Below are 20,020 nucleotides of genomic sequence, written 5' to 3' on the forward strand. Positions count from 1 at the left end.
CGGCAATGGGTTCTGTGAACGGCAAAGTCGTCTTCATCACCGGCGGAGCACGCGGTATCGGCGCCGAGGTGGCGCGCAGGCTGCGGAGTCGGGGCGCCAAACTGGTCCTCACCGACCTCGACGAGGCGCCGCTGAGCGCGTTGGCCGCCGAACTCGGCCCGGAGCACGTGCTGACCGCGCTGGCCGATGTGCGCGATCTGGCCGCCATGCAGAAGGCTGCCGACGCCGCGACCGAGCGATTCGGCGGCATCGACATCGTGATGGCCAACGCCGGGATCGCCAGCTTCGGTTCGGTCATGCAGGTCGACCCGGAGGCGTTCAAACGGGTCATCGACATCAACGTGGTCGGGGTGTTCAACACCGTACGTGCGACCCTGCCCGCGGTGATCAAGCGCCGCGGCTACGTGCTCGTGGTGTCCTCCCTGGCGGCGTTCACCTCGGCGCCCGGGCTGGCCGCCTACCACGCCTCCAAGGCCGGAGCCGAGTACTTCGCCAACACCCTGCGCCTGGAGGTGGCACACCTCGGCGTCGATGTCGGCTCGGCCCACATGAGCTGGATCGACACCCCGCTGGTGCAGGACGCCAAGTCGGATCTGTCGGCGTTCCGGGAGATGCTGTCCAAGCTGCCGCCGCCGCTGAACCGGACCACCACCGTCGACGCCTGCGGTGCCGCGTTCGTCAAGGGCATCGAGGGACGCAAGAAGCGCATCTACAGCCCGGAATGGGTGGGGGTGTTCCGCTGGATCCGGCCGTTCGTCACCACCCCGCTGGCCGAGCGCGACATCCGCAAGTTCACCCCGACGCTGCTGCCGAAACTCGACGCCGAGGCCGCCGCACTCGGTCGCTCGACCAGCGCGCGCATCGAGGCGCTGGAGAAACCCGAGAGCTAGCGGCCCCTGCTGAATTGGCCGCTCAGCGGCCCCTGCGCCGCAGGTAGCGCTCGAACTCCGCCGCCAGAGCGTCGCCGTCGATCTTGCCGAGCGCTTCGTGCATGTCGACCTCGGCGTCGCCGCGCTGTTCCAACGAGGCGACGTACTCCGCGATCTCCTCGTCCTCGGCGGTCATCTCGGTGACGGCCTGCTCCCACTCCTCGGCGGCGGCCGGCAGGTCCTCCAACGGCACCTCGACGTCCAGCACGTCCTCGACCCGGCGCAGCAGGGCCACCGTCGCCTTGGGACTGGGCGGCTGCGAGACGTAGTGCGGCACGGCGGCCCAGAAGGTCACGGCCGGGATGCCGGCCTGCACGCAGGCGTCCTGGAACACCCCGGCGATCCCGGTGGGCCCCTCGTAGCGGGTCTCTTCCAGGCCGAAGAATTTCGCCGAATCGGCCGAATAGGCCGAGCCCGACACCGGCACGGGCCGGGTGTGGGGGGTGTCGGCCAGCAGCGCGCCCAGGATCACCACGGTCTGCACGTTGAGTTTGTCGGCGATGGCCAGCAGCTCGGCGCAGAAGGTGCGCCAGCGCATGTTGGGTTCCACCCCGTGCATCAACACCACATCGCGGTTACTTCCCGGCGGGCGGCAGTGCGAGATCCGCATCGACGGCCACACCAGTTCCCGGGTGACGCCGTCGACCTGGCGGATCACCGGGCGGTTCACCTGGTAGTCGTAGTACGACTCGTCGTCGATCTCGACGATCGGCTGGGCTTCCCAGATCGCATCCAGGTGGTCCAGCGCGTCACTGGCCGCGTCGCCGGCGTCATTCCAGCCCTCGAAGGCCGCGACGATGGTGGCGTCCTTCAAATCAGGCAGGTTCAACGGCCGGCCGGCGTTCGGATACGACGGTGTCACACCTAAAGCGTAAGCCTTGGCGGGTGTCGATGAGCCCGTTGTGCGGGCGGGTCGCCGCCGCGCCGAACAGCGATGTTTGATAGACCGACTAGGCTGTTGGCATCGCGATCCCGACGCGGGCCGGGGGTCGATCGCGGCGACACAGTTGGGCGTCCACACGTCTGTTGGATCACGACGTAGACTCTTCTGGTCGAGAGGCGTTGCAACGGATCCGGGTTTCTGCCCGTATCCGCCACGCTCGGCAGAGTCAAGGACGCCTTCCGCTACGGAAGGAACGCATGTGACTGCCTTTGAGCCGAACATCCGCCCGGACTGCACCGCTGAACTCACAGCTTCTCTGCGTGCGCGGATCATGGTGATCGACGGCGCGATGGGCACGGCGATCCAGCGGGACCGGCCGGACGAGGCGGGGTACCGCGGCGAGCGGTTCAAGGATTGGGCGAGCCCGGTTCAGGGCAACAACGATCTGCTCAACCTGACGCAGCCGCAGATCATCGAGGGCATTCACCGCGAGTACCTCGAGGCGGGCGCAGACATCCTGGAGACCAACACGTTCAACGCCAACGCGGTCTCACTCTCCGACTACGGCATGGAGGAACTGGGCTACGAGCTGAACTACGCCGGCGCCGTCCTGGCCCGCAAAGCCTGCGACGAGTTCAGCACGAAGGACAAGCCCCGCTACGTCGCCGGGGCGCTGGGGCCGACCACGCGGACCGCGTCGATCTCGCCGGACGTCAACGACCCCGGAGCTCGTAACGTCTCCTACGACCAACTCGCCGCCGCCTACCTGGAAGCGGCCAACGGACTGGTCGACGGTGGTGCCGACATCATCATCGTCGAGACGATCTTCGACACGCTGAACGCCAAGGCGGCGATCTTCGCCATCGAGACGCTGTTCGAGCAGCGCGGACGCCGCTGGCCGGTGATCATCTCCGGCACCATCACCGATGCCTCCGGGCGCACCTTGTCCGGCCAGGTGACCGAGGCGTTCTGGAATTCGATCCGGCACGCCAAGCCGCTCGCGGTCGGTCTCAACTGCGCACTGGGGGCGCCCGAGATGAGGCCCTACATCGCCGAGATGTCGCGGATCGCGGACACCTTCGTCTCGTGCTACCCGAACGCCGGCCTGCCCAACGCCTTCGGCGAGTACGACGAGTCCCCGAAGCGTCAGGCCTCCTACGTCGCCGAGTTCGCCGAGGCGGGCCTGGTGAACATCGTCGGTGGTTGCTGCGGAACCGCTCCTGCGCACATCGCCGAGATCGCCAAGGTCGTCGACGGCGTGCCGCCGCGTCAGGTGCCCGAGATCCCGGTGGCGACCCGGCTCGCGGGCCTGGAGCCGCTCAACATCACCGAGGATTCGCTGTTCGTCAACATCGGTGAGCGCACCAACATCACCGGTTCCGCCCGGTTCCGCAACCTGATCAAGGCCGAGGACTACGACACCGCGCTGTCGGTGGCCCTGCAGCAGGTCGAGGTCGGTGCGCAGGTCATCGACATCAACATGGACGAGGGCATGATCGACGGTGTCGCCGCGATGGATCGGTTCACCAAGCTGATCGCGGCCGAACCGGACATCAGCCGAGTGCCCGTGATGATCGACTCCTCCAAGTGGGAGGTCATCGAGGCCGGCCTGAAGAACGTGCAGGGCAAGCCGATCGTCAACTCGATCTCCATGAAGGAGGGCGAGGAGAAGTTCGTCCGCGAGGCCCGGCTGTGCCGCAAGTACGGCGCCGCCGTGGTCGTGATGGCGTTCGACGAGCAGGGGCAGGCCGACAACCTGGAGCGCCGCAAGCAGATCTGTGGCCGCGCCTATCGGATCCTGACCGAAGAGGTCGGCTTCCCGGCCGAGGACATCATCTTCGACCCGAACTGCTTCGCGCTGGCCACGGGTATCGAGGAGCACGCCACCTACGGGATCGACTTCATCGACGCCTGCGCCTGGATCAAGGAGAACCTGCCCGGGGTGCACATCTCCGGCGGCATCTCGAACGTGTCGTTCTCGTTCCGCGGCAACAACCCGGTCCGCGAGGCCATCCACGCGGTGTTCCTGTTCCACGCCATCAAGGCCGGTTTGGACATGGGCATCGTCAACGCCGGTGCGCTGGTGCCCTACGACTCGATCGACCCCGAGTTGCGGGACCGCATCGAGGACGTCGTGCTGAACCGTCGCGAAGACGCGGCCGAGCGGCTGCTGGAGATCGCGGAACGGTTCAACACCAAGGGCAAGGAGGAGGATCCGGTCGCCGCCGAGTGGCGCAGCCTGCCGGTGCGGGAGCGGATCACGCACGCCCTGGTCAAGGGCATCGACGCCCACGTCGACGACGACACCGAGGAGTTGCGCGCCGAGATCGCCGCGGCCGGCGGCCGCCCGATCGAGGTGATCGAAGGCCCGCTGATGGACGGCATGAACGTCGTCGGTGACCTCTTCGGCTCGGGCAAGATGTTCCTGCCGCAGGTGGTGAAGTCGGCCCGGGTGATGAAGAAGGCCGTGGCCTACCTGCTGCCGTTCATCGAGGCGGAGAAGGAGCAGAACGGTACTGCTGACTCCAAGGACACCAACGGCACCATCGTGATGGCGACCGTGAAGGGCGACGTCCACGACATCGGCAAGAACATCGTCGGGGTTGTGTTGCAGTGCAACAACTTCGAGGTGATCGACCTCGGCGTGATGGTGCCCGCCCAGAAGATCCTGGATACGGCCAAGGAGCACAACGCCGACATCATCGGCCTGTCCGGTCTGATCACCCCGTCCCTGGACGAGATGGTCAACTTCGCCGTCGAAATGGAGCGTGAGGGGCTTGAGATCCCGCTGCTGATCGGTGGTGCGACCACCTCGCGCGCCCACACGGCGGTGAAGATATCGCCGCGGCGCAGTGGTCCGGTGGTGTGGGTCAAGGACGCGTCGCGCTCGGTGCCGGTCGCGGCCGCGCTGCTCGACGACAAGCAGCGGCCGGCCCTGCTGGAGGCCACGGAGAACGACTACGCGTCTCTGCGTGAGCGGCACGCCCAGAAGAACGAGCGGCCGATGCTGACGTTGGAGAAGGCCCGCGCCAACCGGACGCCCATCGAGTGGGACGGCTACACGCCGCCGGTGCCCGCCCAGGGCCTCGGGGTACGCGATTTTCACGACTACGACCTCGCCGAGCTGCGTGAGTACATCGACTGGCAGCCGTTCTTCAACGCCTGGGAGATGAAGGGACGCTTCCCCGACATCCTCAACAACCCGGCGACGGGCGAGGCGGCCCGCAAGCTGTACGACGATGCCCAGGAGATGCTCGACACCCTGATCAAGGAGAAGTGGCTGCGCGCCAACGGGGTGATCGGGTTCTTCCCGGCCAACGCGGTCGGTGACGACATCGAGGTCTACACCGACGACACCCGCACCGAGGTGCTCACCACGTTGCACAACCTGCGCCAGCAGGGCGAGCATCGCGACGGGATCCCGAACCGCAGCCTCGGCGATTTCGTCGCGCCCAAGGACACCGGTCTGGCTGATTACGTCGGTGCCTTCGCGGTCACCGCGGGCCTCGGCAGCCAGGACAAGATCATGGAGTTCAAGGCGGCCCTCGATGATTACAGCGCGATCCTGCTGGAGTCGCTCGCCGACCGGCTGGCCGAGGCTTTCGCCGAGCGGATGCACCAACGGGTCCGCGAGGAGTTCTGGGGTTACCAACCCGACGAGCACCTGGACAACGAGGAATTGATCGGGGAGAAGTATGTGGGCATCCGCCCGGCCCCCGGTTACCCGGCTTGCCCGGAGCACACCGAGAAGGTGACGCTCTGGAAGTTGCTGGATGTGCAGGAGCGGACCGGAATCGAGCTGACCGACTCGATGGCGATGTGGCCGGGTGCCGCCGTCAGCGGCTGGTATTTCTCCCACCCGCAGTCGCAGTATTTCGTCGTCGGCCGGATGGCGCAGGACCAGGTCGCCGACTATGCGAAGCGCAAGGGCTGGACCCTGGCAGAAGCCGAGCGGTGGCTCGCGCCGAATCTCGGCTACAACCCGGAGGACTGAGCGCGCCGCGTACGAGTAGTGCGCTGAGTCACACGATTTCGCCCCGCTGAGCGTGCGGTGGGACAATCGCCTCATGCGTGCGGTGCTGTGGGATATGGACGGCACCCTCGTCGACTCCGAAAAGCTTTGGGACATCGCCATGCACGCGCTGTACGCGCGGATGGGTGGGGTGCTGAGCGCGGAAGTACGGGAGTCGACCGTCGGTGGGTCGTCGGAGACGGTGATGCGGATCGTCTACGACGACCTCGGCCTGGATCCCGATCCGGCCGCGATGGCCGAGTCCGCGGACTGGCTGCACGACTACACCGGTGAGCTGTTCGAGCAGGGGTTGCCGTGGCGGCCGGGTGCTCAGGAGATGCTCGACGCGTTGATCGCCGCCGAGATCCCCATGGCGCTGGTGACCAACACCCGTCGGGACCTGGCCGAGCGGGCATTGAACAGCATTGGCCGCCACTACTTTTCGGTCACCGTGTGCGGTGACGAGGTCGCCAGCGGCAAGCCCGCGCCCGACCCGTATCTGCGCGCCGCCGATCTCCTCGGCGTAGCCGCCGCATCCTGCTTGGCGATCGAGGATTCGGTCACCGGCACGGCATCCGCCGAAGCCGCCGGTTGTCCGGTATTGGTGGTACCCAACGATGTCGAGGTTCCCGGCGGCCCGTTTCGCCGGCACGCTTCTTCGCTGACACATCTCGACGTCGCCGCCCTTCGCACGGTCTTTCACGAACTGAATTCCCAAGCCGGAGAACGCACCGCCTGATCCGGCCCGTGTGTTTGAATGTGAGCCTGATCACGCGTTGTTGCGGGAGGGGGTTCCATGACTCACGGACCGGTCGACGATCCGGCATCGGACCTGGATTACGAGGAATCCGAGCACAGCGGCAGGGTGGTTCGGATCGCGTCGGTGGCCGCGTTGGGCGGGTTGCTTTTCGGATACGACAGTGCGGTGATCAACGGCGCTGTTGCCGCCCTGCAGGATGAATTCCAGATCAACAACGTGGTTCTGGGTTCCGCGGTGGCTTCGGCGCTGCTCGGGGCTGCGGTGGGCGCGCTGACCGCGGGGCAACTCGCGGACCGGATCGGCCGGCGGTCGGTCATGAAGCTCGCGGCACTGTTGTTCTTCATCAGCGCGATCGGCACCGCTGTCGCCACCCACATCTGGCTGGTGGTGATCTTCCGCATCATCGGTGGCCTCGGCGTCGGGGTGGCCTCGGTGATCGCGCCGACCTACATCGCCGAGACGGCGCCCCCGCGCATCCGTGGGCGGCTGGGCTCACTTCAGCAGCTGGCGATCGTCACCGGGATATTCCTGTCTTTGTCGATCGACTATCTGCTGGCCCACCTGGCCGGCGGCTCCCGCGAGGAACTGTGGTTCGGGCTCGCGGCCTGGCGGTGGATGTTCCTGGTGATGGCCATACCTGCCCTGGTGTACGGCTTGCTGGCCTACACCATCCCGGAGTCGCCTCGCTACCTGGTCGCCAAGTTCCGCATTCCGGAGGCACGCAAGGTTCTCTCGATGCTGCTCGGCGAGAAGAACCTGGAGATCACCATCCACCGGATCGAGGACTCGCTGAAGTCCGAGAAACCGCCGTCCTGGCAGGACCTGCTCAAGCCGCGCGCATCCGCAGGCAAGTTCGCAGCCGGGGTTCGACGCTTCGTGTGGCCGCTGCTGCTGCTGTTCATCGTCCTGGCCGTGCTGGCGGTTTCATTGGGATTGTGGCTGCTGGCGGTGGTCTTCGCCGCGCTCGGTGTCGCGGCGGCCGTCATCAGCGGGTTGTACGGCATCGTCTGGATCGGGTTGGGGCTGTCCATATTCCAGCAGTTCGTCGGTATCAACGTGATCTTCTACTACTCGAACGTGTTGTGGGAGGCGGTCGGATTCGAGGAGAGTCAGGCCTTCACCATCACGGTGATCACGTCGGTGACCAACATCGTCACCACGTTGATCGCCATCGCGCTGATCGACAAGGTCGGGCGCAAGCCGTTGTTGCTGATCGGCTCCACCGGGATGGCGATCACCCTGGGCACCATGGCCGTGATCTTCGGGACCGCCCCGCAGGTCGACGGTCAGCCTCAGCTGAACGGCGTGGCCGGACCCATCGCGCTGATCGCGGCGAACCTGTTCGTGGTGGCGTTCGGAATGTCGTGGGGTCCGGTGGTGTGGGTACTGCTGGGGGAGATGTTCCCCAACCGCATCCGCGCCGCCGCGCTGGGCTTGGCGGCAGCCGGCCAGTGGGTGGCGAACTGGTTGATCACCGTGTCGTTCCCCGAACTGCGCAATGTGCTCGGCGTGGCGTACGGCTTCTACGCCTTGTGCGCGTTGCTGTCACTGCTCTTCGTCTGGAAGTGGGTGGCCGAGACCAAGGGCAAGCACCTGGAGGACATGCACGCCGAAGCGTTGCGGGCCTAGCAGCCCAGCTCAGTCGCCCGGCAGCGGCGGAGGTGTGTAGTCATCGATATACGGCCCGCTGCCGATGCGGCGGGCGATCGCGACCGCCGCATCGACCAGCTGCTCGGGCGCGAGATGGCGATGGGCCAGGTAGACCTCACATCGGCCGGCGAGCACCCACGTGCTGGACAATTGCGGCTGCACCAGGGCGAATTCGTCGGGCGCGCAGCGTTGCACCTCGTAGCTTCCCTGGGCGAAGTCGGCACCGTAACGCAGTTCTTCGACCTCGGCGGCGAAGTCGTCGACGGGGTGGATCGACACGGTCAGCGTCGGCGCAGATGCCACGTCGTCGCCCCAGGACGCGGCCAGGCAATCGAGCGGAAGGATGGGGTTGGCCACACGATTGTTCTGCACCAGGCCGTCGATCGTCAGGTGCTCGGACAGGATCGCGCGGATCGCGGTGACCCGGGCAGTGTAGGTCCGCAGCTCGTCGTCGACTGGTTCGCTCACCCTTCTATTGCACCGCACGAATCGATCGCCGCCGAGCATGAAACAATTCATGCCTGTGAAGACCTTCGAGGCCCTGTTTGCCGAACTCAGCGACAAAGCGCGCACCCGGCCTGCCGGTAGTAACACGGTCGCCGCTCTTGACGCCGGCATCCATGGGCTCGGGAAGAAGATCTTGGAGGAGGCCGGCGAAGTGTGGCTGGCCGCCGAGCACGAGAGCGACGACTCGCTCGCCGAGGAAGTCAGCCAATTGCTGTACTGGACGCAGGTGCTGATGATCTCTCGGGGCCTGACCCTTGACGACGTCTACCGGAAGTTGTGAGCCGTGGCCGACCAGATGTTGCGTGTCGCGGTCCCCAACAAGGGCTCGCTCAGCGAAGCGGCCGCCGAGATCCTTGCCGAGGCCGGGTACCGGCGCCGGCGTGACCCCAAGGACCTGACCGTCGTCGACCCGGTCAACAATGTCGAGTTTTTCTTTCTGCGGCCCAAGGACATCGCGATCTATGTGGGTTCGGGGCAGCTCGATCTGGGCATCACCGGACGGGACCTGGCCGCGGATTCCGACGCCCCGGTACGAGAGCGCCTGGCACTGGGCTTCGGCAACTCCACCTTCCGCTACGCCGGTCCGGCCGGCCGGCAGTGGAGCCCGCAAGACCTGGAGGGCAAGCGGATCGCCACTTCGTTCCCGAACCTGGTGCGCAAGGACCTTGCGGCGCAGGGCATCGAGGCTTCGGTGATCCGGTTGGACGGAGCGGTGGAGATCTCGATCCAACTCGGTGTCGCTGACGTGATCGCCGACGTGGTCGGTTCAGGGCGCACTCTGGGTCTGCACGACCTGGTGGCGTTCGGTGCGCCGCTGTGCGAGTCGGAGGCGGTGCTGATCGAACGTGATGGCGCCGACGGTGACGACAACGCGTCCGCGCGCGATCAGCTGACGGCGCGCGTGCAGGGCGTGGTGTTCGGCCAGCAGTACCTGATGCTGGATTACGACTGCCCGCGTGCGGTTTTGGAGCAGGCCACCGCGGTGACACCGGGGCTGGAGTCACCGACCATCGCACCGCTGGCGGACCCGGACTGGGTCGCGGTGCGGGCTCTGGTGCCGCGCCGCGACGTCAACGCCATCATGGACGAGATCGCCGCGATCGGCGCCAAAGCGATACTCGCGTCAGATATTCGGTTCTGCCGATTCTGACGAACGGGTACCGCCCTGCTTGATCGGCGCGTGCCGCGGCACGTTGCGTGTTAGCGTCCGGGGGACAATTCCAGGCCTCGGAGGTCGCCGTGACGCATTTTCTGGTTCTGTTGTTGGCTCTTCTGATCGGCGTGGTGGCCGGGTTACGGGCTTTCACCGCACCGGCCGCGGTGGCGTGGGCCGCTGCGTTGAACTGGATCAACCTCGACGGCACCTGGGTGCAGTGGCTGGCCCATCCGGTCACGGTCAGCGTGCTGACCATTCTTGCTGTGGTGGAGCTGGTTACCGACCAGCTGCCGCGCACACCGAGCCGCAAGACGCCGGTGCAGTTCATCGCCCGCCTCATCACCGGTGCGTTCGCCGGTGCTGTGATCGGCACCGCGTGGGGATACACCTTCGGCGGCCTGGGCGCCGGCCTCGTCGGCGCAGTGCTGGGAACCTTGGGCGGCTATGAGGCGCGCAGCCGCCTGGTCGCCCGCAACGATGGCCACGATCTGCCGGTCGCGCTGGTCGAGGATGCGGTCGCAGTGCTCGGCGGCTTCGCGATCGCCGCTCTGACCGCGGTCGTCTAGCCCATGGCGTCCGCGCAGAGTTTCGACGCGATCGTCATCGGCGCGGGTCAGGCCGGGCCGCCGCTGGCAGGCCGATTGACCGCGGCGGGCCAAACCGTCGCGGTGATCGAGCGCAAACTGGTCGGTGGCACCTGTGTCAACTACGGCTGCATCCCCACCAAAACCCTTGTCGCCAGTGCGCATGCCGCTCACCTGGCTCGGCGTGGCGCTGATTTCGGTGTCGGCACAGGCGAAATCGCCGTCGACATGGCCAAGGTCAAGGCCCGCAAGGACGAGATCATGCTGGCCGACCGCCATGGCGTCGAGGACTGGCTACAGGGCATGGACGGAGCCACGCTGATCCGTGGACATGCCCGTTTCGTGGACCCGCACACCGTCGATGTCGACGGCGAACTGCTGCGGGCCGATCGGATCTTCCTCAATGTCGGTGGGCGCGCAGTGGTTCCGGAATTCCCTGGCCTCGACGGTATCGACTACCTGACCAATGTCGGCATCCTGGACCTGGACGTGGTGCCGGAGCACCTCGTGATCGTGGGCGGCAGTTACATCGCTCTGGAGTTCGCGCAGATGTACCGGCGGTTCGGTGCCCGGGTCACGGTGATCGAGAAGGGGCCGCGGCTGACCTCCCGCGAGGACGAGGACGTGTCAGCCACCATTGCCGAGATCCTGCGGACCGAGGGGATCGATGTGGTGCTCGATGCCACCGACATTCGCTTTGCCAAGCGGGACAGTGGCTTCGAGGTGACGCCGAGAGACGGTGCGGACGCCATTGCGGGGACGCACCTGCTGCTCGCGGTCGGGCGGAAGCCCAATACCGACGACCTGGGGTTGGAGAACGCCGGCGTCGACGTCGACCGGCGTGGCTACATCGTGGTCGATGATCAGCTGCGCACCACGGCCGAGCACATCTGGGCGATGGGGGACTGCAACGGCAAGGGCGCCTTCACCCACACCTCGTACAACGACTTCGAAATCGTCGCGGCCAACCTGCTCGACGACGACCCGCGCCGCGTGAGCGATCGCGTCACCACCTACGCGCTCTACATCGACCCGCCGCTCGGCCGAGCCGGGCTGACTGTCGAGCAGGTGCGGAAATCGGGTCGAAAAGCGTTGGTGGGCAAGCGTCCGATGACCCGGGTCGGCCGGGCGGTGGAGAAAGGCGAGACCCAGGGTTTCATGAAGGTGGTGGTGGACGCCGACACCGAGGAGATTCTCGGCGTCGCGATCCTCGGGGTCGGCGGCGACGAGGTGGTGCACTCGGTTCTCGACGTGATGACTGCGAAGCTGCCCTACACCGCGATATCGCGGACCATGCACATCCACCCCACCGTCAGTGAGCTGGTCCCTACGATGCTGCAGGAGCTGAAGCCGCTGGACTGAGCGTGCGGCCGATGTTGAGCTGACGCGTCACCAGCGCGACCCGCTGACCGAGATGGCGGCAGGTCTGCACATCGGAGGGATGCACCTGGTCGGGGTTGGCGTCCACGTTGGTCTGAGCGCCGACGCCGAGGAAGAAGCCGAGCCGGTTCAGGTCGTCCTCGCTGCTGAACGAGGTGTTCCAACCGGTGCTCAAACCCAGGCTGACCCAATGCATGTGGTGTTGGGCGGCGAAAACCACCAGTGAACTGAGTGCGTTGAGCTTGTCGCCGCTCTTACCGCCGGAATTGGTGAATCCGGCGGCCACCTTGTCGCGCCAGGCCCCCGCCATGCAGCGCCGGCCGGTCTTCTCGGCGAATGCCTGAAATCCCGCCGACACGTTGCCCATGTAGGTGGGGCTGCCGAAGATCATCGCATCGACATTGTCGAGTACGTCCCAGTCGTCGTCGGTCATGGTCGCGACGGGTACGAGGCTCACGTCGGCTCCGGCGTCACCGGCACCGGCCGCGACCGCGGCGGCCAGGCTTGCCGTGTGGCCGAATCCGGAGTGGTACACCACCGCGACGGTGGGTGCTGCGATATCAGTTCCGTTGTGTGACATGTTGTTTCCTTCTACCGAGTCCACGTGGTGCCGAGGGTTTGAGCGACTTCCTGATAGCGCCGGCCCCAGTCCGGCAAAGGCTCCCCGCCCAGATGCGCCTCCAACCGGTCCAGGTAGGCGTGGGTACCGGGGTGGAAGCCCTGGCCGTCGGAGACCGTCAGGCCGCGGTGGCTGAACCGAAGCAGGGTGCCGTCGCCGTCCGGGGTGAGTTCGTAACGTACGACGCCGGGTTCTGGGGCGGAGAGTACGGCCTGATTCCACTCGTGTTCGAAAACCCTTGGCGGGTCCCACACCCGGATCCGGCCGGTCATCTTCTTCTGCTGCGGCGGAATCGGCGGAGCATGCGGGATCATCTCGATCTCGCCGCCTTCGCGGGCGTCGATCGTGGTTTCCCCCATCCATTGGTTGCGCTGCGATGGATCGGTGATCGCGGCCCACACCGCCTCGACGGGGTAGGGCAGGCGGCGCTCGAAATGCAGAGCCGCACGGTCGCCCTCGACAGTGAGTTTGCCTTCGCGGCTGGTCATTTCGTCTCCTTGTGGGTCGCTTTGAGATGGCGTTCCAGGGCGTCGAGGTGATCGGACCAGTAGCGGCGGTAACGCTCGATCCACTCGTCGATCTGCACCAGGCCGTCGGCGCGCAACGCGTAGATGCGCCGCTGCGCGTCGGGGCGCACTTCGACCAGGCCGACCTCTCGCAGCACTTTCAGATGCCGGGACACGGTGGGCTGGGTCAATCCCGGCAGGGTGGCCACCAACTCACCCGCGGTGCGCTCACCCTCGACGAGGGCGTCCAGCAATGCGCGGCGACTGGGTTCGGCGACTGCCTCGAACACGTCCATGTCTTGAGTATTGCACTGCATCTATATAGATGCAAGCGAATATAGCGCGCCTACGCTATCGAGATTGAACACAGGGTCGTGAGTTCCCGAGATTCACGACCCTGTACGCAATCTCAGCGACTGCAGGCCCGCAGCATCCGCAACTGACCGATCTCCGCGGCGTTCTTCGTCAGCTCGACGTTCAGCCACAGCACGAGATCGGCCAGCGACCTGCCGGAGTCCGGCCCCCACGGAAATGTCGCTGGGGCGGCAAGATCGGTGTCGGTCAACGAATTCAGCAGGCCGCTCCAACGGGCGCTGAGCACCCTGATCCGCTGCACCGCGGCTGCCGGCCCCGGCCAGTCGATCTCGGAGCGTGGCGTTGGCGGCTTGCCGTCGACATGGGCCAGGGCGGTCGACCACCAGAAGATCATGTGCCAGGTCAGCCACCCGATGGTCGGGAGCGGAATCGGATCGGGCTCGGTGTCAGCCCAGTCCGGCCACCACCGTCCGGCGGCGTCCTCGTGCACCGTCCACACCAGCGGACCCGGCTCCCACAGATGATCTTCACCGGTCAGTGCCGACAGGTGCAGATCGGCCAGCGCCCAGGCCAGCTCGAACTGATTGCGCAGTTCGACGATCACGGTGCCCGCATCACCAGCAGCGTCTGCGCGGAGGTACCGATAAACCCTTGGCGGTCAAAGATTTCCGCAGTCGTCACGCCGACCCCGTCGGGCCCGATCGACCCGCGTGCACGTACCGCGAAGTCCGACCCCTCGGGCAGCCGGTGCAGATGGACTGCGGTATCGGTGTTCATGAAGACGAACTTCTCCGGATTCAACGCCGCGCCGATGCCGTTCGCTGAGTCCACCACCAGGGCCAGGCGTTGCAGGGCCGTCGTCTCCTCGTCATCGACCACCGGCGTCAGCGGACTCATCCACGCCACGGCGGCCTCACCCTCGGCGGTGCGCTGCCGCCGCCAGGACACGCTCTCCAGGTAACCCGGTGCGCCTTCCCAGTTGTGCGCCACGTCGGCGACCTCGCCCTCGACCAACGGCGGAAAGCGGTCGGTGGCCACGTCACTGGTGTCGCTGGGGGCCAGCAACCATGCCGTCACCCGCGCCACCGCACGCCAGGAGCCGTCGGGCCGCGCTGCCTCCATCTCTGAGACGGCCATCGAGATCCGTGAGCCCGGCCGGTCCACCCAGGCGCGAACGCGCACCGGCGCGACCGGGATCGCGCCCAGGATGTCGAGCGTCAACCGCCCGACCCGTAGACCAGAGTCGGCGGTCAACTCCTCGATGGCTTTGGTCAGCAGGGCCAGTGGAGGCGAGCCGTGCTGAATCGCCGGATCCCAGTTGCTCCGGGTGTCGGCGGTGGATTCGAACAGCTGGTACTCACCGTCGGCACCGCGCCGACGGTAATGACACCCGATCATGCAACTCCTGATTCCGGCCATCCGGGATACGGCGGCGGGGTGCCACCGAACGCCGGACACAAACTCTGATGTGCACACCACGAACACAACCGCGACGGGTTCGGCCGGAAGTCACCGGTGGCCCCGGCCACCTGGATGGCCTTCCAGATCGCCATCAGTGTGCGCTCGAACCGCAACAGTTCATCATGTGCGGGGGAGTAGTCGAGCACCTGACCGTCGGCCAGGTACAACAGGCGAAGCCGTGACGGCATCACCCCACGCGAGCGGAGCAAGGCAACGGCGTAGAACTTCATCTGGAACATCGCTTTGAACTCGGCCTGCGCCCGCGCCGCCGGCGGGGCTTTGCCGGTCTTGTAGTCGACGACGCGCAGCTCGCCTGACGGCGCGACATCGATGCGGTCGACGAATCCGCGCAGCAGCGTGCCGTCGGCCAGTTCGACCTCGAGGCGATGCTCGCAGCACTGCGGATCGAACCGGGTCGGATCCTCCAGCCGGTAGTAGCCGGACAACAGGGCCCTGGCCTCGGCGAGCAGCGTCGCCGGGTACTCCGTGTCGGCCAGCTCGGGTTCGGCGGCCACCACCTGCTCCCATGCCGGCTCGACGAGTGTCAGCGCCATGTCATGCACCCGCTCTGCCGCGGGCAGACCGTAGAGCTGCTCCAACGCCGCATGTACCAGCGAACCGCGCAGCTGCGCGGTGGACCGGGGCTCGGGCAGCTGGTCGATGGCGCGGAACCGGTACAACAGGGGACACTGCTTGAAATCGCCGGCCCGGGACGGCGACAGCGCCGGGCGGCGTGGCGTCGGATCCGGTTCCTCACTCACACCCGCAAGCCTATGACCGGGCGCCGACAAAGTTGCGCAACCCCGGCCACCACGCCCGGTACGGGTACTGGCAGGCTGGACGTCCGTGGCAGGGAAGAGACCGACCGGACCGTTTGCCGTTGGCGACCGGGTGCAACTCACCGACGCCAAGGGCCGGCGCTACACGATGGTGCTCAACCCGGGCGGGGAGTTCCACACCCATCGCGGCATCATCGCCTTCGACGACGTGATCGGGCTGCCCGAAGGCTCTGTGGTCAAATCCACCAACGGCGACCAATTCCTGGTGTTGCGACCGCTGCTGGTCGACTACGTGATGTCGATGCCCCGCGGCGCTCAGGTGATCTACCCCAAAGACGCCGCCCAGATCGTGCACGAGGGCGACATCTTCCCGGGTGCGCGCGTGCTGGAGGCCGGTGCCGGATCCGGTGCGCTGACGTGCTCGCTGCTGCGCGCGGTCGGTCCCGAGGGTCGGGTGACGTCCTATGAAATCCGCGATGATCACGCGCCGACCGCAGAGAAGAACGTCATCACGTTCTTCGGTGAGCGACCGGAGAACTGGGACCTGGTGGTCGCCGACCTCGCCGACTACGACGGCCCGGAGATGGACCGCGTGGTGCTGGACATGCTGGCGCCCTGGGAGGTACTGCCCGCGGTTTCCAAGGCCCTTGTCGCCGGTGGCGTGCTGATCGTCTATGTCGCCACGGTCACGCAGCTGTCACGAGTCGTCGAGGCCCTGCGCGAGCAGCAGTGCTGGACCGAGCCGCGGGCCTGGGAGAGTATGCAGCGTGGTTGGCATGTGGTGGGGCTGGCGGTGCGCCCGGAGCACAACATGCGCGGCCACACCGCGTTTCTGGTCAGCGCGCGCAAATTGGCCCCGGGTGCCGTGGCGCCGGTCCCGCTGCGCAAGAAGCGTCAGCTTGCCGTCGAGTCCCGGATGGCCGCCGAGGCCGAGTCGGACGTGGAGGCCGAATCGGACGCCGAATCCGAGTCGGGCGCCTGACGGCATTTCGGTCGCCGTCGCTTTCTACACCACGGTTGCGCCGCGGCGGGAATCACCGCCCTCGGGTGGAAAACGGCGCGCGTGGTGCCGCGCGTGCACTCGGCGCCGAACGGACCTAGTCGTCGCTGTGGTGCAAGCCCCGCCGGGCGGAGAGCAGTTCGAGCTCCGGGCGGCTCGCGACCATCCGTTCGGCGGTATCCAGCACGTCGATCACATGCGCCCGATCCGCGGCGACCAGCGCGACGCCGATGCCGGCCCGGCGATGCAGATCTTGATTGCCGGTTTCGGCGGCTGACACCGCGAGCTTGCGGTGCAGTTCGGCGATCACCGGCCGGATCACCGATCGCTTTTGCTTGAGCGAGTGCACGTCACCGAGCAGCAGGTCGAACTCGAGCCAGCCGATCCACATGGCGGCTCAGCGCGTCGGTGTGGGGGCGTTCGGTGAACCGGCCGCCGATCCCATCTCGAGCAGCAGATCGGCGGTGTGCCGGGTCAGCTGCCAGCCGTCGCCGTGCGGGGTGAATTCCATGGGGAAACTGAAGTGGCGGTCCGAATCCTCGCCGCCGGCGGTGACCTTGACGGTCGCCACCACGTTGGCGGGGTCGGTCTGCGACCAAGCCAGATCGGTGGCCTCGAAGGCCAGTGGTGTGAAGCCGTTGTCGGCCAGAGCCCGGCCGAACTTGTCCAGCGCGGCGGCGTCGTTGGCGGTGCCCTGCTCGACCAGGATCACCTTTTCCGCGCCGGGAACGTTGACGTCGGCCAATCGGTCCAGCACGCCGGTGAGCGCTTCGGGAGCGGGCAACGGTGCGGCGGGCGGCGTTGCCGGCGCTGTAGTGGTCGGCACGCTCGTCGTCGGATGCGAGTTCTTGGCCGGATGCTCGTTATTGCTGCACCCACAGAGCCCAAGTGCCGCCACGATCGTGGCGGCACTCAGGACTGCGATACGGGTGCGGTTCAACTACCTACTCAGCCGACCGAGGACAGCAGGTTGAGCGCGGATCCCTTGGAGATCTGCCAGCCGGTCGGGCTCGGGCCCGCGACGAACTGGATGTTCTGGGTGGCGGTGCCACCGAGGGCCGAGGTCGCGGTGACGTCGGCGTAGGCCACGCCGCCCTGGTCGTCGATGTTGGCGATGTTGAAGGTCAGCGGGAACTTTCCTTCAGCGGCGGCCTTGCTGTAGGCGCGGTCGGCGGCGATGCTCTCGATGCGGCCGATACCACCCTGGATGTAGGGCGCCTTGCCGCTGAACGAGCCGCCGCTGGCCAGGGCCTGCAGGGTCTGCACCAGCGGTGCCTCCAATTCCGGCGCCGGCGCGGCCGGCAGCGGCGCATCGAACACCACCGGCGTCACGGCGGGCGCGGCCGACATACCGCTGGATGCAATGGATGTCACACCCGCCGCTGCTCCGCTCACCACGGCGGCGGCTGCAGCTGCGGTGATAAAGCCGGTAACGAGGGTTTTCGGGGTCACGACTGTCCTTTCGATCGGACCAACTGAACTTAGAGGCTAACAGTGGTGCTGGTGTGTCTCGTTCCTAGAGCACACACAATGGCTGAATCGCCGGTAGCGTTGAAGTTGTTACTGCACCAACTTGCGGTGCGGGAGGGAGCGCAATATGAGTGAGTCAGAGCGTTCGGAGGGCCATGCCGAGAGCTTCTCGGCCGGCTACTCACAGCCCATGTCCAGCGACGATGCCGCCGAGTTGGAATCGCTGCGTCGTGAGGCTGCGGTTCTGCGTGAGCAACTGGAAAACGCGGTAGGACCCCAGAGCGGGTTGCGCAGTGCCCGCGACGTCCACCAACTCGAGGCGCGGATCGACTCGCTCGCCTCGCGCAACGCCAAGCTCATGGACACGCTCAAAGAAGCCCGCCAGCAGTTGCTCGCCCTGCGCGAGGAGGTGGACCGCCTGGGGCAGCCGCCCAGCGGTTACGGCGTGCTGTTGGGCACCCATGAGGACGACACCGTCGACGTGTTCACCTCGGGCCGCAAGATGCGACTCACCTGCTCGCCGAACATCGAGACCGCCTCGCTCAAGCAAGGGCAGACCGTCCGCCTCAACGAGGCGCTCACGGTGGTCGAGGCCGGAAACTTCGAGTCAGTCGGTGAGATCAGCACGCTGCGGGAGATCCTGGCCGACGGCCACCGGGCACTGGTGGTCGGGCATGCCGACGAGGAACGCATCGTCTGGCTGGCCGAGCCGCTGATCGTCGCCGAGGACCTGCCCGAGGACTCGGAGGCTCCGCTCGACGACAGCAGGCCGCGCAAGCTGCGTCCCGGTGATTCGCTGCTGGTCGACACCAAGGCCGGGTACGCCTTCGAACGCATCCCGAAGGCCGAGGTCGAGGACCTGGTGCTCGAAGAGGTGCCCGATGTCAGCTACAACGACATCGGTGGCCTGGGCCGCCAGATCGAGCAGATCCGCGATGCCGTGGAGCTGCCGTTCCTGCACAAGGAGCTCTACCGCGAGTACTCGCTGCGGCCGCCCAAGGGCGTGCTGCTCTACGGTCCGCCCGGTTGCGGTAAGACGCTGATCGCCAAGGCGGTGGCGAACTCGCTGGCCAAGAAGATGGCCGAGGTTCGTGGCGACGACGCCCGTGAGGCGAAGAGCTACTTCCTCAACATCAAGGGCCCCGAGCTGCTGAACAAGTTCGTCGGCGAGACCGAGCGTCACATCCGGTTGATCTTCCAGCGCGCCCGTGAGAAGGCGTCCGAGGGCACCCCGGTGATCGTGTTCTTCGACGAGATGGACTCGATCTTCCGTACCCGTGGCACCGGCGTCAGCTCTGACGTCGAGACCACGGTTGTGCCGCAGCTGCTTTCGGAGATCGACGGCGTGGAAGGGCTGGAGAACGTCATCGTCATCGGCGCCTCCAACCGCGAGGACATGATCGACCCGGCGATCCTGCGGCCCGGCCGCCTGGACGTCAAGATCAAGATCGAGCGGCCCGACGCCGAATCGGCACAGGACATCTTCAGCAAGTACCTGACCGAGGCGCTGCCGGTGCACGCCGACGACCTCGCCGAGTTCGGCGGCGACCGCGCGCTGACCATCAAGACGATGATCGAGAAGGTCGTGGACCGGATGTACGCCGAGATCGACGACAACCGGTTCCTGGAGGTCACCTACGCCAACGGTGACAAGGAAGTCATGTACTTCAAGGACTTCAACTCCGGGGCCATGATCCAGAACGTCGTCGACCGCGCGAAGAAGAACGCCATCAAGAGCGTCCTGGAGACCGGTCAGCCCGGTCTGCGAATCCAGCACCTGCTGGATTCGATCGTCGACGAGTTCGCCGAGAACGAGGACCTGCCCAACACCACCAATCCCGATGACTGGGCCCGGATCTCGGGCAAGAAGGGCGAGCGGATCGTCTACATCCGCACGCTGGTCACCGGCAAGAGCTCCAGTGCGAGCCGTGCCATTGACACCGAGTCCAACCTGGGCCAGTACCTGTAGGCGGCGTCGTGAGACACCCGCACTGAGCCGTCAAGATCGC

General features: G+C 66.5%; 21 protein-coding genes. 10 read left to right on the forward strand and 11 right to left on the reverse strand.

What is annotated here, in order from left to right:
• Window positions 1-5: 5 nt before the first annotated feature.
• Window positions 6-890, forward strand: coding sequence for an SDR family oxidoreductase (locus K6L26_RS14125; RefSeq protein ID WP_064897347.1), 885 nt, complete (start codon window positions 6-8; stop codon window positions 888-890).
• Window positions 891-912: 22 nt separating this feature from the next.
• On the opposite strand, the gene K6L26_RS14130 is transcribed toward K6L26_RS14125, so the two are convergent.
• Entirely contained in the window at window positions 913-1,791 is an 879-nt protein-coding gene (locus K6L26_RS14130) for a PAC2 family protein (protein ID WP_019343938.1), read from the reverse strand.
• Window positions 1,792-2,071: 280 nt separating this feature from the next.
• Between K6L26_RS14130 and metH the strand changes: the two genes are divergently transcribed.
• The 3 genes from metH (at window position 2,072) to K6L26_RS14145 (ending at window position 8,213) form a co-directional block, all read left to right on the forward strand.
• Window positions 2,072-5,806 carry a methionine synthase gene (gene metH / locus K6L26_RS14135; RefSeq protein ID WP_221853269.1) on the forward strand — a complete coding sequence of 1,245 codons (3,735 nt, stop codon included), beginning with the start codon at window positions 2,072-2,074 and terminating at the stop codon, window positions 5,804-5,806.
• A gap of 73 nt (window positions 5,807-5,879) precedes the next feature.
• Window positions 5,880-6,563, forward strand: coding sequence for an HAD family hydrolase (locus tag K6L26_RS14140; RefSeq protein ID WP_019343936.1), 684 nt, complete (start codon window positions 5,880-5,882; stop codon window positions 6,561-6,563).
• Between the two features lie 57 nt (window positions 6,564-6,620).
• Entirely contained in the window at window positions 6,621-8,213 is a 1,593-nt protein-coding gene (locus K6L26_RS14145) for a sugar porter family MFS transporter (RefSeq protein ID WP_036393994.1), read from the forward strand.
• A 9-nt stretch (window positions 8,214-8,222) separates the two neighbouring features.
• On the opposite strand, the gene K6L26_RS14150 is transcribed toward K6L26_RS14145, so the two are convergent.
• Window positions 8,223-8,702, reverse strand: a complete 480-nt coding sequence (locus tag K6L26_RS14150) for a hypothetical protein (RefSeq protein WP_076211636.1) — start codon at window positions 8,700-8,702, stop codon at window positions 8,223-8,225.
• Between the two features lie 37 nt (window positions 8,703-8,739).
• On the opposite strand from K6L26_RS14150, the gene K6L26_RS14155 reads away from it, so the two are divergent.
• From K6L26_RS14155 to K6L26_RS14170, 4 genes are all read left to right on the forward strand, one after another.
• Entirely contained in the window at window positions 8,740-9,021 is a 282-nt protein-coding gene (locus K6L26_RS14155; protein WP_019345991.1) for a phosphoribosyl-ATP diphosphatase, read from the forward strand.
• Window positions 9,022-9,036: 15 nt separating this feature from the next.
• Window positions 9,037-9,891, forward strand: a complete 855-nt coding sequence (hisG, locus tag K6L26_RS14160) for an ATP phosphoribosyltransferase (protein WP_085140211.1) — start codon at window positions 9,037-9,039, stop codon at window positions 9,889-9,891.
• A gap of 89 nt (window positions 9,892-9,980) precedes the next feature.
• Window positions 9,981-10,463 (forward strand): DUF4126 family protein, encoded by a 483-nt coding sequence (locus K6L26_RS14165; RefSeq protein WP_036394333.1) that lies wholly within the window; start codon window positions 9,981-9,983, stop codon window positions 10,461-10,463.
• 3 nt (window positions 10,464-10,466) lie between these two features.
• Window positions 10,467-11,843 carry an FAD-containing oxidoreductase gene (locus K6L26_RS14170; protein WP_221853270.1) on the forward strand — a complete coding sequence of 459 codons (1,377 nt, stop codon included), beginning with the start codon at window positions 10,467-10,469 and terminating at the stop codon, window positions 11,841-11,843.
• Here the strand turns inward: K6L26_RS14170 and K6L26_RS14175 are convergent.
• The 6 genes from K6L26_RS14175 to K6L26_RS14200 all read right to left on the reverse strand — a co-directional run bounded on the left by K6L26_RS14175 (window position 11,809) and on the right by K6L26_RS14200 (window position 15,523).
• Window positions 11,809-12,441 carry a flavodoxin family protein gene (locus K6L26_RS14175; protein ID WP_221853271.1) on the reverse strand — a complete coding sequence of 211 codons (633 nt, stop codon included), beginning with the start codon at window positions 12,439-12,441 and terminating at the stop codon, window positions 11,809-11,811. The genes K6L26_RS14170 and K6L26_RS14175 overlap by 35 nt on opposite strands.
• An 11-nt stretch (window positions 12,442-12,452) precedes the next feature.
• Entirely contained in the window at window positions 12,453-12,968 is a 516-nt protein-coding gene (locus tag K6L26_RS14180; RefSeq protein WP_085140146.1) for an SRPBCC family protein, read from the reverse strand.
• The gene (locus K6L26_RS14185; RefSeq protein ID WP_036394001.1) at window positions 12,965-13,282 is read right to left on the reverse strand and encodes an ArsR/SmtB family transcription factor; all 318 of its coding nucleotides are present in this window, start codon (window positions 13,280-13,282) and stop codon (window positions 12,965-12,967) included. Before K6L26_RS14185 ends, K6L26_RS14180 begins: the two co-directional genes overlap by 4 nt.
• Before the next feature lie 113 nt (window positions 13,283-13,395).
• The gene (locus K6L26_RS14190; RefSeq protein WP_064897335.1) at window positions 13,396-13,905 is read right to left on the reverse strand and encodes a DinB family protein; all 510 of its coding nucleotides are present in this window, start codon (window positions 13,903-13,905) and stop codon (window positions 13,396-13,398) included.
• Window positions 13,902-14,699, reverse strand: coding sequence for a thioesterase family protein (locus K6L26_RS14195; RefSeq protein WP_064897333.1), 798 nt, complete (start codon window positions 14,697-14,699; stop codon window positions 13,902-13,904). The genes K6L26_RS14190 and K6L26_RS14195 overlap by 4 nt, the downstream gene beginning before the upstream one ends.
• A complete protein-coding gene (locus tag K6L26_RS14200) occupies window positions 14,696-15,523 on the reverse strand; it encodes a RecB family exonuclease (RefSeq protein ID WP_064897331.1) in 828 nt (275 codons plus the stop codon). Before K6L26_RS14200 ends, K6L26_RS14195 begins: the two co-directional genes overlap by 4 nt.
• A gap of 85 nt (window positions 15,524-15,608) precedes the next feature.
• Here K6L26_RS14200 and K6L26_RS14205 point away from each other — a divergent pair, with 85 nt between their 5' ends.
• Window positions 15,609-16,523 carry a tRNA (adenine-N1)-methyltransferase gene (locus K6L26_RS14205; protein WP_165608701.1) on the forward strand — a complete coding sequence of 305 codons (915 nt, stop codon included), beginning with the start codon at window positions 15,609-15,611 and terminating at the stop codon, window positions 16,521-16,523.
• 115 nt (window positions 16,524-16,638) lie between these two features.
• Here K6L26_RS14205 and K6L26_RS14210 read toward each other — a convergent pair whose 3' ends face one another.
• Genes K6L26_RS14210 through K6L26_RS14220 form a run of 3 tightly spaced genes read right to left on the reverse strand, consistent with a single transcriptional unit; the run spans window position 16,639 to window position 17,993 of the window.
• Window positions 16,639-16,932, reverse strand: coding sequence for a DUF503 domain-containing protein (locus tag K6L26_RS14210; RefSeq protein ID WP_019348138.1), 294 nt, complete (start codon window positions 16,930-16,932; stop codon window positions 16,639-16,641).
• A 6-nt stretch (window positions 16,933-16,938) separates the two neighbouring features.
• Entirely contained in the window at window positions 16,939-17,481 is a 543-nt protein-coding gene (locus K6L26_RS14215) for a lipoprotein LppK (protein WP_064897327.1), read from the reverse strand.
• 8 nt (window positions 17,482-17,489) lie between these two features.
• A complete protein-coding gene (locus K6L26_RS14220; protein WP_036394013.1) occupies window positions 17,490-17,993 on the reverse strand; it encodes an MTB12 family secreted protein in 504 nt (167 codons plus the stop codon).
• 145 nt (window positions 17,994-18,138) lie between these two features.
• Here K6L26_RS14220 and arc point away from each other — a divergent pair, with 145 nt between their 5' ends.
• Entirely contained in the window at window positions 18,139-19,980 is a 1,842-nt protein-coding gene (arc, locus tag K6L26_RS14225; RefSeq protein WP_019343300.1) for a proteasome ATPase, read from the forward strand.
• Window positions 19,981-20,020 lie beyond the last annotated feature (40 nt).

Origin of the sequence: Mycobacterium farcinogenes (assembly GCF_019739075.1) — a bacterium.
In the GTDB taxonomy this organism is placed as follows: domain Bacteria; phylum Actinomycetota; class Actinomycetes; order Mycobacteriales; family Mycobacteriaceae; genus Mycobacterium; species Mycobacterium senegalense.